The sequence below is a fragment of the Methylobacillus draconifructus genome (assembly GCF_045984385.1).
Classification (GTDB): domain Bacteria; phylum Pseudomonadota; class Gammaproteobacteria; order Burkholderiales; family Methylophilaceae; genus Methylobacillus; species Methylobacillus flagellatus_A.
On the sequence record NZ_JBJQIJ010000002.1, the window covers coordinates 156,034 to 171,488 of the forward strand.

Genomic DNA, 15,455 nt, shown 5'->3' on the forward strand with positions numbered 1-15,455 from the left:
GTTTTTGACCACCGCTTCGAGAGTATTTCGCCTACTTCTTGTTAAAGAAGTTATGGGCAGTATGCCAAAGGCGATTCAGGGGCTGCAAGCAATCTTGTGGTTTTTTTATGCTGAGCTGGGGATTGTGTTGCAATTACGCAACACATTAATGCCATAACCAATATTTCCTGGGAAAACTGCTTCTCTGCTAAACAGTTAGAAAAGAATGCTAAAGTTTTTACTCAGAAATGGAGAAGAGCCGCTGGTGTTCTCGGATCGCGTAACGATCCGTCATGCCCGCAATGTAGTCCGCAATCACCCGCGGCTGTGCCTCGCCATCTGCAACCTGGTACTCATCAGGCAGCAGGGTGGGATCTGATAGAAAGGCGTTGAATAACTCCGCAATGATGCGTCTGGCCTTGGAAGTCATGCGGTTGACGCGGTAATGCCGGTAGAGGTTGGCCCTGAGAAAGCGCTTCAACTCAAGCTGCTGCTCATCAATGGCCGGACTGAAGCCGATCAACGGCGGAAGGGCCCGGACATCGTCAAGTGTCTTGGGAGCATGGTCTGCGATATTCCTGCGGCTTTGCTCGCATAAATCCGTCACAAGGATATGGATCATGCGCCTGACGGTTTCATGAATCAGGCGGCGGCCGGCCAATGCGGGGTATTGCCGCTGCACCAGGGAAAACTGCTCGGCAAACAGGCGTACCTCGGCAAGCTGTTGCATCGTGATCAGGCCGGAGCGCAAACCGTCATCGACATCATGGTTGTTATAGGCAATCTCGTCGGCCAAGTTCGCCACTTGCGCCTCGAGTGAGGGTTGCTGCTTTTTGATAAAGCGCTCCCCTAATTCGCCGAGCATCCTTGCATTGGGCAGGGAGCAATGCTTGAGAATGCCTTCGCGCACCTCGAACGTCAGGTTAAGGCCGTCGAACTCGGCGTAGCGCAATTCCAGATGGTCCACGACACGTAATGACTGCAGGTTATGCTCAAACCCGCCGTATTCACGCATGCACTCGTTGAGCTGGTCCTGGCCGGCATGGCCGAATGGCGTGTGTCCGAGGTCATGCGCAAGCGCCACCGCCTCGATCAGGTCTTCGTGCAGATTGAGGTTGCGTGCAATCGCTCGGCCTATCTGCGCGACTTCAAGGCTATGGGTCAGGCGGGTGCGGAACAGGTCGCCTTCATGGTTGATGAATACCTGGGTTTTGTATTCCAGCCGGCGGAATGCACCTGAGTGGATGATACGGTCCCGGTCGCGCTGGAAATGGTTGCGTGTTGCCGGCGCCGGCTCTTCATGGACCCGCCCTTTGGTCAAGGCCGGGTCGGCGGCATAGGGCGCCAATCCGATCATGCAGCGATCGCCAGGGTTTCTTTCAACAGGCTGGCATCGTAGTCGCTGGTAACCAGCGATTTGCCGATGCCTTGCTGCAGAACCAGGCGAATCTGGCCATCAACGACTTTCTTGTCCAGCCCCATCAGGTCGAGGTAGCGATCCACGCCCAGCGCCGGCGCCTCTATTGGCAGTCTGGCTTTCTTGAAGATAGCTTTAATGCGGTCGATGTCCCCGTCATTGAGCCACCCCAGGCGATGCGAAAGATCAGCAGCCAAGATGGTGCCTGCCGCCACAGCTTCGCCATGCAGCCAAACACCATAGCCCATGGCATTTTCGATGGCATGGCCAAAGGTATGGCCCAGGTTGAGCAAGGCCCGCTCGCCAGACTCGCGCTCGTCGGCCGCCACAACTTCCGCCTTGTTCTCGCATGAGCGGTAGATGGCATAGCTCATGGCTTCCGTCTCCAGCGCGAGCAGCTTCTGCATATTGGCTTCCTGCCATGCGAAGAATGGCTCGTCGCGGATCAGGCCATATTTGATCACCTCGGCAAGGCCAGCTGATAGCTCACGCTCGGGCAATGTGGACAAGGTATCGATATCGGCCAGCACCACTTGCGGTTGGTAAAACGCGCCGATCATGTTCTTGCCGAGCGGGTGGTTGATGCCGGTCTTGCCGCCGACAGAAGAATCCACCTGAGACAACAGGGTCGTCGGCACCTGGATGAAAGGCACGCCGCGCAAATACGTCGCCGCCGCATAGCCGGCCAAGTCGCCAATCACCCCGCCGCCCAAGGCAATGACGGTTGTGCTGCGCTCGCAGCGGTTTTCGAGCAGGGCGTCATAAATCAGGTTGAGCGTGGCTGAATTTTTGTAGGCCTCGCCGTCCGGCAGCACGATGGGAATGACCTTGACTCCGGCATCGCGCAAAGGCTGGGCCAGTTTTTCCAGATACAAGGGCGCCACTGTGGTATTGGTGACGATCGCCACCTGCTTGCGCTTGAGGTGCTGCAAAATCAGGTCTGGCTGAGTCAGCAAGCCGCGGCCGATGTGGATAGGATAGGAGCGCTCGCCCAAGTCTACGTGTAATGTTTGCATGGTTATAAAGATAAAAGTTTCTGTTCGATCTGGTGGACGATGGCATTCACCGGCTGCCCGCCGGTATCTACAATAATGGAGGCCACTTCGCGGTACAAGGGATCACGCTGGGCGAACAACTGTTCCAGTTTTTTTCGCGGGTTGTCGTTTTGCAGCAGCGGGCGGTTCTTGTCGTTGCGGGTGCGTTGCCAGAGTTCCTGCACGTTGGCGCGCAAATAAATCACTGTACCATTTTCCATGAGCTGCTTGCGGTTCTGGGGCAATAAAACCGCCCCGCCGCCCGTCGCCAGGACAATATCCTGCATGCGGCTCAATTCTTCTATCACCGCGGCTTCGCGCTTGCGGAAACCGTCCTCCTTCTCCAATTCGAAGATGACAGGGATGCTGACGCCCGTGCGGCGCTCGATCTCATGATCGCTATCGTAAAAGGTCTTGTTGAGATGCTTGGCAATAATACGGCCTATGGTGGTCTTGCCCGCCCCCATCAACCCGACAAAGAAAATATTTGCTGCCATAAAAAATGCCCGCCATACGCAAGCGAGCATTTTAAGGGAATCTGGCTTAACTGTCAGATATGGCTAACGCAATGACAGGCTTTCGTCCATGACTTTGGGAGTGATGAAGATCAGCAACTCGGTCTTGTCGCTTTGCTTGATGCGGCGCTTGAAGACGTTGCCGATGAATGGCAGGTCGCCGAAGAACGGCACCTTGTCCACGTCGTTACGCTCGGTCTGTTCATAGATACCGCCAAGCACGGCCGTTTCGCCGTTTGCCACCAGCACCTGGGTCTGCACACGCTGGGTATCGATGGAGGGCACCGTATTGAAGACTGTACCGACTCTATCCTTCTTCACTTCCAGGTCCATGATGATTTTCTCGTCCGGCGTAATTTGCGGCGTGACCTCCAGGCTCAGGGAGGCGTTCTTGAACTGCACCGCAGTAGCGCCGCTGCTGGTTGATTGCTGGTACGGGATCTGCGTACCCTGCTCGATGATGGCTTTTTGCTGGTTGGCCGTTGTCACACGCGGACTGGAAACGATCTTGCCGCGCTGGTCTGTTTCCAGCGCGGACAGTTCGAGGTTAAGCAGGAATCCTGCGGGCAGGCGGAACAAGCTGAAGGCAAAGTTACCGAAAGCGTTCGCAACCGGAAGGTTGACGTTCAAGTCCTGCGCTCCATCGGCACTGACGCCCACACCGACCGTGCCGGGAATGGAAGTGGTTGCCAAGGTGGATGAACCTACCCGGTTGGCAATCGTTTCAGTAATGACGCCCGTCGTCGGGTCTATGGTGCGCTGGGTGATGGTATTGCCCAATGTACCGCTGGAGCCGTAACGGGTATCCCCGCTCGCCTGCTGTTTCTGCACGCCGAAACGCGCGCCCAGGCTGCGGCCGAACTTCTCATCCGCAATAACCAGGCGCGACTCGATCATCACCTGCTTCACCGGGATATCGATCTTGTTGATGATGCTCTGGATTTCCTCCAGGTGCTTGACCGTATCCTGCACGAACACCGTATTGGTACGCGCGTCCACCACGGCGCTGCCGCGCTTGGACAGGATCTTTTGTTTGCTGTCGCTGATGATATTCTTGAAGTTCTCGGCCTTTTGATAGCGCAAGGTGAAGACTTCGGTACGCATCGGCTCCAGCTCTTCAATCTGCTGGCTGGCTTCCAGCAAGAGCTTTTCCTTGGCGGCCACTTCGTCAGAGGGCGCCACCCAGATCACATTGCCTGTCTTGCGCTGGGTCAGTCCTTTGCTGGACATGATGATGTCCAGCGCCTGGTCCCACGGCACATCCTTGAGGCGCAAGGTCAGGTTGCCCGTCACGGTATCGCTGGTGACGATATTGAGGCCGGTGAAGTCGGCGATTACCTGCAATACCGAACGCACGTCGATATTCTGGAAATTCAGCGAAAGCTTCTCGCCCGCATAGCCTGGCTTGGAACCCTGCACCAGCTTGTTCGGGTCTTCCACGACAGGGCGGATATCGATGATGAAACGCTTGTCCGCCTGGTAGGCCGACTGTTCCCAAAGTCCCTTGGGCTCGATGACCAGGCGGGTGTTATTCCCCTGCTTGATGGCATCGACATACAAGACCGGGGTATTGAAGTTGATGACATTGAGCCGGCGCTGCAGATTTTGCGGCAACTCGGTATTGTGGAAATCCACGACCACGGTCTTGCCCTGCTGGCGGATATCGATCCCGGCAGAGGCATCGGAAAGATCGACCACAATGCGGCCTTCGCCATTTTTGCCACGCATGAAATCAATATTGTTCAAGGTGTGGAATTTCTCCCCGGCCTTGGCTTCGGCAAAACGGGCAACGGTATTGCTATTGGCCGCACTCGCTTCATTCGCCTGCAGGATGATCGTGGTTTCACGCCCCTGGGTGGTGGCGTTGTATGCCACCATCTTGGCAAGGTTCAGCACGACGCGGGTACGGTCCCTGGCCTGCGCAAGGTTCACGCCCTTGAGCACGCCCTGCCCCGCCTGCACGCTATTCTTGCCGAGCCCGTTGCCTACCGCAGGAAAATCCAGTGCGATGCGCGAAGGGTTATTGAGAGTAAAACCGGCCGGCGGATTTGCCAACGGGGTGGTTGTCTGCACCTGTATCGCCACCCTGCCTCCCGACATGGCAACGAAGTCTATCTTCTCGATCTTGTTGGCAAACTCAGCCTGCTCCTCGGCCGCCTGCGCCAGCGGCACCAGCAGCAGAAAAACCAGCCCAGCGGCCCACTTTATAATATTCATGTGTTCACCCTCAATCCTGCAACTCAATACTGGAGACACGTTCTATCCAGTCGCCGCTTAACTCATCCTGTATGATTTCCTTGATCGTCACGCCGCCTTCGCTGATCTCGGTCACCATGCCAAAATTCTGCCCCATGTATCCGCCCACCTTGATTTGCTGAACCAGGTTATCCGGGGTCAGGATCAGGGCGTACTTCAATTTCTCCTTCGACAAGGAGCCAACAAACTTTAGGCTTTCCAGCGGAAAAGCCTCAAGCGGCTCGCGCGGCCGGTTCATGTTGGGTTGCAGGCTGCTGCGCGAACTGACGATCTTGCGCGCCTTGAACGGGTCGTTCAGCATGCCGTCGGCATTATAGGTCGCCGCGGTATACGGCTTGACCTCAGGCAACGGCTCCACACGCGCATGCATGTCGTTGCCCGCTTCGCGGATAAAGCGGTCAAGGTCATCGCCTTGCCCGTCGCCGCATGCGCTCAGCAATAGGCACAGGCCGAGCATAAGAGTAGAGGCATATTGTCCGCGCTCACGCCAAATATTCATGCTCATTTGCGCGCCTCTTTCTTTTCCGCCTGCTTCTTGCTGGCAATCTCGCTGGCATCCAGGTAACGGTAGGTGCGGGCCACCGCCTCGATGACCAGCCGACCGTCCTTGCTGTCCTTGCCTGCCGTATTGATCACGATGTCGTTCAAGGTGACGATGCGAGGCAGCCTCGCGATATCGCCTGCGAACTCGCCAAGGTCGTGATAGGAACCAGTCACCTTGATGGAAATCGGCATTTCGGCGTAGAAATCGGCAATGACTTCCTGGCCGGGCTTGAACAACTCAAACTCCAGCCCGCGCTCAAGGCCAGCCTGGTTAATATCGGTAAGCAGCCCATCCATCTGCGAGCGGTCGGGCAACTGCTTGACCAGCGCGCCGAACGTGCGCTCGATTTCCACCATTTGCTGCTTGTAGGCTTCGAGGTTGATCGCCTGGCGCTTCTTGGCGAGGAAGGTTTCGCGCAACTCGTTTTCCTTCGCCCGCGCCTGCTCCAGTTCTTCCATCGCAGGGCTCCAGAAAAACCAATACCCAGCAATCACAATCACCACCAGCAGCAAGCCCAGCAAGCCCCCTTTGACAGGCCAAGGCAGGCTGCCGGCATTCTTCAAGTCGATATTGTTGAAATCCTGCAGGTTCACAGTACACCGCCCTTCTGTGCGCCTGCCACCTCATCCTCGGGTGATGGCGGCGCCTTGAGCTGCGCATTGACCGTAAAGTTATTCTGCCTGATGCCATTCACCGTCGCGGACTTGATTTCCACCAGGTTGGGGGATTGCAGCCACTCGGAACCCGAGAGGTTGCGCACCAGGGTAGCGACCCGGGCATTGGTATCCGCCACGCCCTCCAGCGTCACCAGGCGGCCTTGTTGCTTCAAGGCCTTGAGGTACATACCCTCCGGCATCTGACGGCTGATTTCGTCCAGCATCATGACGGACTGGCTGCGGTTGACTTGCAGGTTTTCCACGATCTGCTTGCGGTCCAGCACGTTGCGGATCTGGGACTTGAGTTCCTTGATTTCCTCAATCTGCTTGTCGAGGTTGGCGCTGGCCGTTTCAAGCCGCGCATTGCGATTCACCTGCTCATCCAGCTTGCTGCCCAGGATGGTGCTGCCGAGGAACACGATGGCAACGCCGGCAGCCGCAGCGAATGCCAGCATGAGGTTGAATTCGCGCTGCCGTTCGGCGCGGCGGATCTGGCGGTGGGGGAGGAGGTTGATTCTGACCATTAGTCGAACCTCCGCAATGCCAGGCCGCAGGCGATCATCAACGCCGGCGCATCCGCAATCACTTGCAATTGTTTGAGGCGCGGATTGACGGACATATGGTTGAACGGATTGGCGATCAGGGTATTGGCCTGGGTTTTTTCCTGGATCAGCGCTGCCAGGCCTGGAATCGCAGCACACCCTCCTGCGAGCAGGATATGGTCCACTTTATTGTACTGGGTCGAGTTGGTGAACAATTGCAGGCTGCGCACCACCTCCTGCGCCAACGACTGCACGAAGGGCTGCAGCACCTCGCTCTCGTAGCTCTCCGGCAGCCCGCCGTTGCGTTTGGCAATCTCGGCTTCCTCGCTGGAAACGCCGAAACGGCGCTGGATTTCCAGCGTCAGCTGGTTGCCGCCAAAGGCTTGTTCGCGGCTATGCACGAGTTGTCCGTCATGGAAGACATGCACATGCGTCATGGCGCTGCCCACATCCACCACCATGACGGTTTGTCCCTTGCCGGATTTCGGCAACTCGCTTGCCGCAAGCGCATAGGCCGCCTCGGTCGCGTAGGACTCGACATCGACAACCAGCACCTTGAGCCCCGCCCCTTCGGCCGCAGCGACCCTATCTTCGATCTTTTCCTTGCGCGAGGCGGCAATCAACACTTCGACTTCGTCGGCGCTGCTGGGTGCCGGGCCCAGCACCTGGAAATCAATGTTGACTTCATCAAGCGGGAAAGGGATGTATTGGTTGGCCTCGGCCTCGACCTGGAACTCCATATCCTCCTCGCGCATGCCGCCCTGCATGATGACTTTCTTGGTAATCACGGCAGTGGCCGGCAAAGCGAGGGCGACGCGTTTTTCGCGGGAAGCCAGCAATTTCCAGGCGCGCTTGACCGCATCCGCCACCAGGTCGAGGCCGACGATATTGCCATCCACGACCGCATCCCTTGCCATGGAGGCAATGGCATAGCCCTGCAGGTGATAAGCTCCCTTGTTCCCCTGTGTCAGCTCGACCATCTTGACCGAACTGGAACTGATGTCCACGCCTATCAGAGGCGGTGTGCGCTCTGAGAAAAAGTCGAATTTCAAACGAAATTCCCTTTCCAATACGGTTATTTACAATTATTTCTAATAATTTACTTTAGATGCTAGCAACAAGCATCTGTGAAGTCAAAGCAGATTATTTGATTTTAAAATCACGGTAATGACACTTATAATAACGGCGTCTGTTACCAATACTGAACCCTAATCAATGCTCCCGAAAAAATGGTGGCAGTTCCTGATCCTCACCGGCATTATCCTGGGATTGGTGACAACTGCGCTGGTGGCACTGGCTGCCACATTGATCTATCCCGAACTCCCCTCCCTTGAAGCCTTGACCGACTACAAGCCCAAGGTCCCCATGCGCGTCTATTCCGAGGATGGACACCTGATAGGCGAATTCGGCGAGGAGCGCCGCGCCTTCATCGGCATCAACGAGACGCCGGAGGCATTGAAACAAGCCATTCTCGCCGCCGAAGACGAGCGCTTCTACCAGCATGGCGGCATCGATACGCTAGGCATCCTGCGCGCGGCCATCTCCAACGTGACTTCCGGCAGCTTCAAGGAAGGCGCCAGCACCATCACCATGCAGGTGGCCCGCAACTTCTTCCTTTCCAGCGAAAAGACCGCCACCCGCAAGCTCAGCGAGGCATTGCTCTCGATCAAGATAGAGCACAACCTGAGCAAGGACCAGATCCTGGAGCTTTACATCAACCAGATCTACCTGGGACATCGCTCGTATGGCTTCGCAGCCGCCTCGCAGGTCTACTATGGCAAGCCGCTGGACCAGCTCAGCATTGCGGAAGTGGCCATGCTGGCCGGCCTGCCCAAGGCCCCTTCACGCTACAATCCCTTCGCCAACCCCAAGCGCGCAGAAGCGCGCCAGCGCTACGTGCTGCGCCGCATGAAGGATTTGCACTTCATCGACCAGAAACAATACGAAGCAGCGCTGCAGGAGCCGCACCGCTTCCGCAAGTCGCGCAAGATGCGCGACCTCTCTGCGGACTATGTCGCGGAAATCGTGCGCCAGGCGATGTACGAGCGCTACAAGGATGACATCTACAGCAGCGGCCTCAAGATCTACACCACGATCCGCAAGAGCAACCAGGAAGCCGCCAATCGCGCCATCCTGCAGGGCATCATCGACTATGACCGCCGCCACGGCTACCGAGGCCCGGAAAAGACCGTCACGCCCGGCGCCAACGAGGCGGGCAGCGGCAACTGGCTGGATAACGCCATGGACGACCTGGAAAGCTTCCAGGGCATGATGCCTGCCGTCGTGACCAAGGTCACGCCCAAAGTGGTGAGCGTCTATGCCAAAGACGGCAACAATATCGAGATCAGCGGCGACGGATTGGCATTCGTGCAGAAGCAGCTTGCCGAGAAAGATGCGGCCAAACGCACCATCAAGCCAGGCGCCGTCATCCGCATCATGCGCCAGGGCGACAATTGGCACATCGTGCAACTGCCCCAGGCAGAAGCGGCGCTGGTGGCCATGGACCCAGAAACTGGCGCGGTCAAGGCCCTGGTCGGCGGCTTCGACTTCAACCGCAACAAGTTCAACCACGTGACGCAGGCATGGCGCCAGCCCGGCTCCAGCTTCAAGCCCTTCATCTATTCGGCATCGCTGGAGAAGGGCTTTACCCCGGCCAGCATGATAGAAGACGAGCCCATCTCGGTCTCGGCGCGGGAAACCGGCAGCGGCTCGGCGTGGGAGCCCAAGAACTACGACCGCAAGTACGAAGGCCCGATGCGCATGCGCACGGCTTTGACCAAGTCCAAGAACATGGTATCCATCCGCATCCTGGAAGGCATAGGCGTCAACTATGCACAGGACTACATTACCCGCTTCGGCTTCTCTCCCAAGGACCATCCGCCTTACCTGGCGATGGCGCTGGGCGCTGGCTCGGTGACCGCCTGGCAGATGGCCGGGGCCTACTCGGTGTTCGCCAACGGGGGATATCGCGTCAAGCCGTATATCATCGACAAGGTCGTCGACAGCCGCGGCAAGGTGCTGGAGCAATCCAAGCCGCTGCTGGCCGGCAAGGGCGCCGCGCGCGTGATTGACGGCCGCAATGCCTTTATCATGAATTCCATGCTGCAGGACGTGGTACGCCTGGGAACCGCCACGCGCGCGCGCAGCCTGGGCCGTTCCGACCTGGCAGGCAAAACCGGCACCACCAACAACCAGATCGACGCCTGGTTTGCAGGCTACAGCCCAAAACATGTCGCGATCTCCTGGATGGGATATGACAAGCCCAAATCGCTGGGCAGCCTGGAAACCGGCGGCAAGGCGGCGCTGCCGATCTGGATCGACTATATGAGCTCCGCCCTCAAGGGCGTGCCGGAAGTCGTGCCGGAATTGCCGGCCGGCGTCAGCGCCATCCGTATCGACCCGGCAACGGGCATGCAGGCGAAGGGGGATGGCGAAGGCGTCGTGGAATACTTCTATCATGAATTCCCGCCGCCCGAACCCGAGGAATCCATCTTCTCCATCATTCCCGGCTTCCCCATCCCCGGGCATGGCTCGCCCCCGCCTACGGAGAAGCAGGACAATGCCCCGCCGAGGCCGGATCAACTGTTTTAGGAACCTGCCCGCCCGCAGTCTTTCAAGCGGGCGGCCTGCTTAATTTTTCAGAAGGGCGTTTGCACCATGGCAAAAGACAGCAGCAATCGCCAATCCCAGTTGCGCCAGCTGATTGCGCAGCTGGCTGCCCGCATGATGGCGGAAGAGGGCATCTCCGATTACGCCCACGCCAAGCGCAAGGCGGGCCGCCAGCTTGGCGTCACCGACTCGCAATGCATGCCGACCAATAGCGAGATTGAAGAAGAAATCCGCGTTTATCACGAAATCTACAATAGCGACGACCAGCCCGAAGCATTGCTGCAACTACGCAAGGACGCATTGCTGGTCATGCAATTGCTGGAACGCTTCAACCCGCACCTGACCGGCGCGGTGCTGGACGGCACGGCGGGAAAATACGCCGAAACGCATATCCACCTGTTTGCGGATAGCTTGAAAGAAGTCGAGATATTCCTGCTCAACCAGCAAATCCCCTATGCCACGGATGAAAAATCCTATCGCATCAGCGAGCGCCGCAGCATGGAACGCAAGAAGGTGCCGGTGTTCACCCTGGAAGGCCCGCACGGGATGATCAGGCTCAGCGTGTTCGAGGTCGACGACATGCGCATGCCGACAAAAAGCCCGGTCAATGGCAGCAACGCCAGCCGGGCCAATATCGAAGCGCTCGCCAGCCTGATACAGCAGAGCGAGCCTTTATCCTGAGATTTAAGCGTATTAAAAGCGCCTAGTCGCTATGTACTCCTGATCAAGAGCCGCTAACAAACGCCAGCGAAGCGATTCTGACTAGGCGCTCTGTCGCAGACAGTACAAACTATTACGGCAAGGCAGAGCAACGACGACAGAAGGGTTTTGTTAGCGGCGCTAAGCCTCGCGCAGCCAGCGGGCAATATCCATGGCGTAATAGGTCAGGATGCCGTCCGCCCCGGCGCGCTTGAAGCCCAGCATAGCCTCCAGCACTACCGCTTTCTCATCCAGCCAGCCATTCTGCACGGCAGCCTTGAGCATGGCATATTCGCCGCTCACATGGTAGGCATAGGTCGGCACGCCGAATTCCTGCTTTACGCGGCGCACGATGTCGAGGTATGGCATGCCGGGCTTGACCATGACCATATCGGCGCCTTCCTCGAGGTCGAGGGCCACTTCGCGCAACGCTTCGTCCGAATTGCCGGGATCCATCTGGTAATTGTATTTGTTGCCCTTGCCCAGGTTGGCGGAAGAACCCACCGCGTCTCGGAAAGGACCATAGAAGGCGGAGGCGTATTTGGCCGAGTATGCCAGGATGCGGGTATGGATATGCCCGGCTTCTTCCAGCGCATCACGGATCGCGCCGATGCGTCCGTCCATCATGTCCGAGGGCGCCACCACGTCCGCCCCGGCCTGCGCATGGCAAAGCGCCTGCTTCACCAGGATCGCCACGGTCTCGTCGTTGAGCACATAGCCGGTATCGTCGATAACGCCGTCCTGCCCGTGCGTGGTGTAAGGGTCGAGCGCGACATCGGTAATGACGCCCAGCTGTGGGTAGGCGGCCTTGAGCGCACGCACGGTGCGCGGCACCAAGCCTTCGGGATTCCATGCCTCATCCGCGGTCAGGCTCTTGTATTGCTGGCCGACGACCGGGAACAGCGCCAGGGCCGGGATGCCCAGCGCCACGCATTGCCCGGCAGTTTCCAGCAAGCGGTCTATGCTCTGGCGTTGTACGCCAGGCATGGAAGCGACTTCCTCGACCCGGTTTTCCCCTTCCAGCACGAATACAGGATAGATCAGGTCGTTGGCAGTGAGCACATGCTCGCGCATCAACCGGCGCGAGAAATCGTCCCTCCGCATGCGGCGTGGGCGAATGGCAAGAAACTGGCGTGATGATGCAGTCATACGGATTCCTTATGCGAATACCTGGGCCAACGCCAAGCCGGGATCAGTCTGGCGCATGAACGCCTCGCCGACGAGGAAGGTATGCACCTCATGGCGGCGCATCAAGGCAACGTCCTCGGCAGTGAAGATGCCCGACTCGGTGACGACGGTCTTGCCTGCAGGGATACGGGGCAGTAGCGACAATGTCGTGTCCAGCGTTACCTCGAACGTGCGCAGGTTGCGGTTGTTGATGCCCAGCAACGGCGTCTCCAGCTGCAAGGCCTGCTCCAGTTCCTCGCCGTTGTGCACTTCCACCAGCACACTCATGCCGAGCCGGTGGGCGATGGTTTCCAGCTCACGCATCTGGGAAAGGTCAAGCGCTGCCGCGATCAGCAGGATGCAATCTGCGCCCATCGCGCGTGCCTCATACACTTGGTAAGGGTCTATCATGAAGTCCTTGCGCAATACTGGAATATCGCAGGCGGCGCGCGCCGCCTTGAGATATTCGGCACTGCCCTGGAAGAACTGCTCGTCGGTCAATACGGAAAGACAGGCAGCGCCATGACTAGCGTAACTGGCGGCAATCTCGGCAGGACGGAAATCCTTCCGGATCACGCCCTTGGAAGGGCTGGCCTTCTTGATTTCCGCAATCACGGCTGCCTTGCCTGCCGCAACCTTGTCCTGAATGGCGCCGAGGAAAGGGCGTGGCGCGGGCTGGGCCAGCGCTTCCGCCTTGACCGCCGCCAGCGGCTTGCGTTGTTGCGCGGCATCGATTTCCGCCCGCTTCACTTCCAGAATTTTATTGAGTATGTCTGACATTGCCTTGCAATCGCTTTCGTTCACTCTAATCTATTGATACAGCCTGCCTTGATAACGCAGCCATCCGCCCGCATGCTGGCCGCGAGGGTCATGATGGGTCCAATGTACGACACCGCCCTTGGCATTCCATTCATAAACACCGTTGAATTCCACGGCATCGCCAGCCCGGAGGCCATCCAGCCTGGGGGCAAGATCAATATTATGCGCTACCAGCACCGTCATGCCGTTATCCAGCTCAAGAATAAAGCGCTGGTGACACGATCCGTCATTGTCGTCCGGCAGCACCTTGCTCACGACGCCAGCGGATTGTATTGCCACGGCATGCTCACGCTGGCTGAATGCCTGCGCTATGCGCCGGTTTGCCGCAGCATGGGATGCTGCCGGTACCGCCTGAACTTCGGCAGCGGGAACAGCATGCGGCCCAGGCTGCGTGAAATGGAAAAAGGTATAGGCGACTGCAATGGCAGCCACCAGCCATAAGAGCCTGTTCACGATCTTTTCATAGGGCGCGTTGCCCCGGCGGTGTAGTCGATGCAAGGCGCAAACCGAAGCCGTGCTGATTGCCTGGCGAGGATTTGCAACGCGGCTGCGGCTGCGCTGCCGGGACAACCAGAAGGGCATGAACAGGCTCTCATGCCGCCTGGCTCAGCGCCTTGAGCTGCTGCAGCTTGTTCAATGCCGCGCCGGAATCCAGCGAATCGGCAGCCCGCGCTATACCGTCCTGCAAGTCGACCGCAATGCCCGACACGTAAATGGCGGCGCCCGCGTTCAACAGGACGATGTCGCGCGCCGGGCCATGCACACCTGACAGCACGCCCAGGATAATCTCGCTGGACTGCTGGGCGTTTTCCACATGGATGCTGTCGATGTCGTGCAAAGGCATGCCGAACTGGGCAGGATTCAGCGTATATTCCCTTACTTCGCCATGCTTGAGCTCGGCAACGTAGGTATCCGCGGAAAAGGAAATTTCATCCATTTCGTCCGCGCTGTGCACCACCATCACATGCTCGCTGCCGAGCTTTTTCAATGTATGCGCCAGCAGGCTCACCAGGTCGCGATGGAATACGCCCATCACCTGGCGTTTGGCCCCTGCCGGATTGGTCATCGGCCCCAGCAGGTTGAACATGGTGCGCACGCCGAGCTCGCGCCGCACCGGCGCTGCATATTTCATCGCCGCATGGTGGTTGGGAGCGAACATGAAGCCTATTCCTGCCTCGTTCACGCACCGTGCCACCTGCTCTGGCGTCAGGCTGATATTGACGCCGAGCGCCTCCAGCACATCAGCGGAGCCGCTCTTGGAGGAAGCCGCGCGCCCGCCATGCTTGGCGATACGCGCACCCGCCCCGGCAGCCACGAAGGCCGACGCCGTGGAGACGTTGAACGCCTTGTTGGGCGCACCGCCGGTACCGCAGGTATCGATCAAGTGGCTGCCGTCTTCTACCTGCACCTTGCTGGAAAGCTCGCGCATCACTTGCGCCGCTGCCGCGATCTCCGTGACGGTCTCGCCCTTGACGCGCAAGCCGGCAAGGAAGCCGGCAATCTGTATCGGGGTGAAGGCGCCGCCCATGATCTGCTGCATCACGTCCAGCATTTCCTCATGCGTGAAATCGGCATGGTCGATCAGCCTTTGCAAGGCAATCTTGGGGGTAATGCTCATCAATACGCTTTCAGGAAATTGTTCAGCAGCTCGTGTCCGTACTGGGTGAGGATGGATTCGGGGTGGAATTGCACGCCCTCGATCGGCAAGGTCTTGTGACGCACGCCCATGATCTCGCCGTCTTCGGTCCAGGCGGTAATTTCCAGGCAATCCGGCATCGACTCGCGCTCGATCACCAGCGAGTGATAGCGCGTTGCCGTGTAGGGATTGGGCAAGCCCTTGAACACGCCAAGGTCGGCATGGTGGATTTCAGAAGTCTTGCCGTGCATGAGCTGCTTGGCGTGAACGATCTTGCCGCCGAATGCCTGGCCTATGCTCTGGTGGCCGAGGCAAACGCCCAGTATGGGAATCTTGCCCGCGAACTCGTGGATCAGCGGCACGGAAATGCCGGCCTCGTTAGGCGTGCAGGGGCCTGGCGAAATGACGATATGCCTGGGGTTGAGCGCAGCCACGCCAGCCAAGTCAATCTCATCGTTGCGGTACACCTGCACATCCTGTCCAAGCTCGCCAAGATACTGTACGAGGTTGTAGGTAAACGAGTCATAATTATCGAGCATCAACAGCATAATGTGCATCCTTCATCTTGCACCCGGGCGAACC

15 protein-coding genes are annotated in these 15,455 nt (G+C 58.3%); 2 read left to right on the forward strand and 13 right to left on the reverse strand.

Annotated features, from left to right (window positions below):
- Nucleotides 1–217: 217 nt before the first annotated feature.
- The 8 genes from ACKF11_RS04600 to ACKF11_RS04635 form a co-directional block, all read right to left on the reverse strand.
- Nucleotides 218–1,336 carry a deoxyguanosinetriphosphate triphosphohydrolase gene (locus tag ACKF11_RS04600; RefSeq protein WP_407996132.1) on the reverse strand — a complete coding sequence of 373 codons (1,119 nt, stop codon included), beginning with the start codon at nucleotides 1,334–1,336 and terminating at the stop codon, nucleotides 218–220.
- Nucleotides 1,333–2,412, reverse strand: a complete 1,080-nt coding sequence (gene aroB / locus ACKF11_RS04605; protein ID WP_407996133.1) for a 3-dehydroquinate synthase — start codon at nucleotides 2,410–2,412, stop codon at nucleotides 1,333–1,335. The genes ACKF11_RS04600 and aroB overlap by 4 nt, the downstream gene beginning before the upstream one ends.
- A 2-nt stretch (nucleotides 2,413–2,414) precedes the next feature.
- A complete protein-coding gene (aroK, locus tag ACKF11_RS04610; RefSeq protein WP_407993257.1) occupies nucleotides 2,415–2,927 on the reverse strand; it encodes a shikimate kinase AroK in 513 nt (170 codons plus the stop codon).
- A 63-nt stretch (nucleotides 2,928–2,990) separates the two neighbouring features.
- Nucleotides 2,991–5,162: a type IV pilus secretin PilQ gene (locus tag ACKF11_RS04615; RefSeq protein ID WP_407996134.1), complete on the reverse strand. Its 2,172-nt coding sequence runs from the start codon at nucleotides 5,160–5,162 to the stop codon at nucleotides 2,991–2,993.
- Between the two features lie 10 nt (nucleotides 5,163–5,172).
- Entirely contained in the window at nucleotides 5,173–5,706 is a 534-nt protein-coding gene (locus ACKF11_RS04620) for a pilus assembly protein PilP (RefSeq protein WP_405029506.1), read from the reverse strand.
- The gene (locus tag ACKF11_RS04625) at nucleotides 5,703–6,338 is read right to left on the reverse strand and encodes a type IV pilus inner membrane component PilO (RefSeq protein ID WP_407996135.1); all 636 of its coding nucleotides are present in this window, start codon (nucleotides 6,336–6,338) and stop codon (nucleotides 5,703–5,705) included. The genes ACKF11_RS04620 and ACKF11_RS04625 overlap by 4 nt, the downstream gene beginning before the upstream one ends.
- Nucleotides 6,335–6,925, reverse strand: a complete 591-nt coding sequence (locus ACKF11_RS04630; protein ID WP_407996136.1) for a PilN domain-containing protein — start codon at nucleotides 6,923–6,925, stop codon at nucleotides 6,335–6,337. The genes ACKF11_RS04625 and ACKF11_RS04630 overlap by 4 nt, the downstream gene beginning before the upstream one ends.
- Nucleotides 6,925–7,995, reverse strand: a complete 1,071-nt coding sequence (locus tag ACKF11_RS04635; protein ID WP_407996137.1) for a pilus assembly protein PilM — start codon at nucleotides 7,993–7,995, stop codon at nucleotides 6,925–6,927. Before ACKF11_RS04635 ends, ACKF11_RS04630 begins: the two co-directional genes overlap by 1 nt.
- A 163-nt stretch (nucleotides 7,996–8,158) precedes the next feature.
- Here ACKF11_RS04635 and ACKF11_RS04640 point away from each other — a divergent pair, with 163 nt between their 5' ends.
- Together ACKF11_RS04640 and ACKF11_RS04645 are read left to right on the forward strand one after the other, a co-directional pair.
- Nucleotides 8,159–10,534, forward strand: coding sequence for a penicillin-binding protein 1A (locus ACKF11_RS04640; protein ID WP_407996138.1), 2,376 nt, complete (start codon nucleotides 8,159–8,161; stop codon nucleotides 10,532–10,534).
- A gap of 66 nt (nucleotides 10,535–10,600) precedes the next feature.
- Nucleotides 10,601–11,233, forward strand: coding sequence for a hypothetical protein (locus ACKF11_RS04645; RefSeq protein ID WP_407996139.1), 633 nt, complete (start codon nucleotides 10,601–10,603; stop codon nucleotides 11,231–11,233).
- A gap of 159 nt (nucleotides 11,234–11,392) precedes the next feature.
- Here ACKF11_RS04645 and hemB read toward each other — a convergent pair whose 3' ends face one another.
- From hemB to ACKF11_RS04670, 5 genes are read right to left on the reverse strand one after another with little or no spacing between them, the layout of a single operon-like run.
- Nucleotides 11,393–12,400, reverse strand: coding sequence for a porphobilinogen synthase (hemB, locus tag ACKF11_RS04650; protein ID WP_309565710.1), 1,008 nt, complete (start codon nucleotides 12,398–12,400; stop codon nucleotides 11,393–11,395).
- Nucleotides 12,401–12,409: 9 nt separating this feature from the next.
- A complete protein-coding gene (trpC, locus tag ACKF11_RS04655) occupies nucleotides 12,410–13,198 on the reverse strand; it encodes an indole-3-glycerol phosphate synthase TrpC (protein WP_407996140.1) in 789 nt (262 codons plus the stop codon).
- A 30-nt stretch (nucleotides 13,199–13,228) separates the two neighbouring features.
- On the reverse strand, nucleotides 13,229–13,819 hold the full coding sequence (locus tag ACKF11_RS04660) for a DUF3465 domain-containing protein (protein WP_407996141.1): 591 nt from the start codon (nucleotides 13,817–13,819) through the stop codon (nucleotides 13,229–13,231).
- Between the two features lie 10 nt (nucleotides 13,820–13,829).
- On the reverse strand, nucleotides 13,830–14,855 hold the full coding sequence (trpD, locus tag ACKF11_RS04665) for an anthranilate phosphoribosyltransferase (RefSeq protein WP_407996142.1): 1,026 nt from the start codon (nucleotides 14,853–14,855) through the stop codon (nucleotides 13,830–13,832).
- Nucleotides 14,855–15,421 carry an aminodeoxychorismate/anthranilate synthase component II gene (locus ACKF11_RS04670; protein WP_309565714.1) on the reverse strand — a complete coding sequence of 189 codons (567 nt, stop codon included), beginning with the start codon at nucleotides 15,419–15,421 and terminating at the stop codon, nucleotides 14,855–14,857. The genes trpD and ACKF11_RS04670 overlap by 1 nt, the downstream gene beginning before the upstream one ends.
- Nucleotides 15,422–15,455 lie beyond the last annotated feature (34 nt).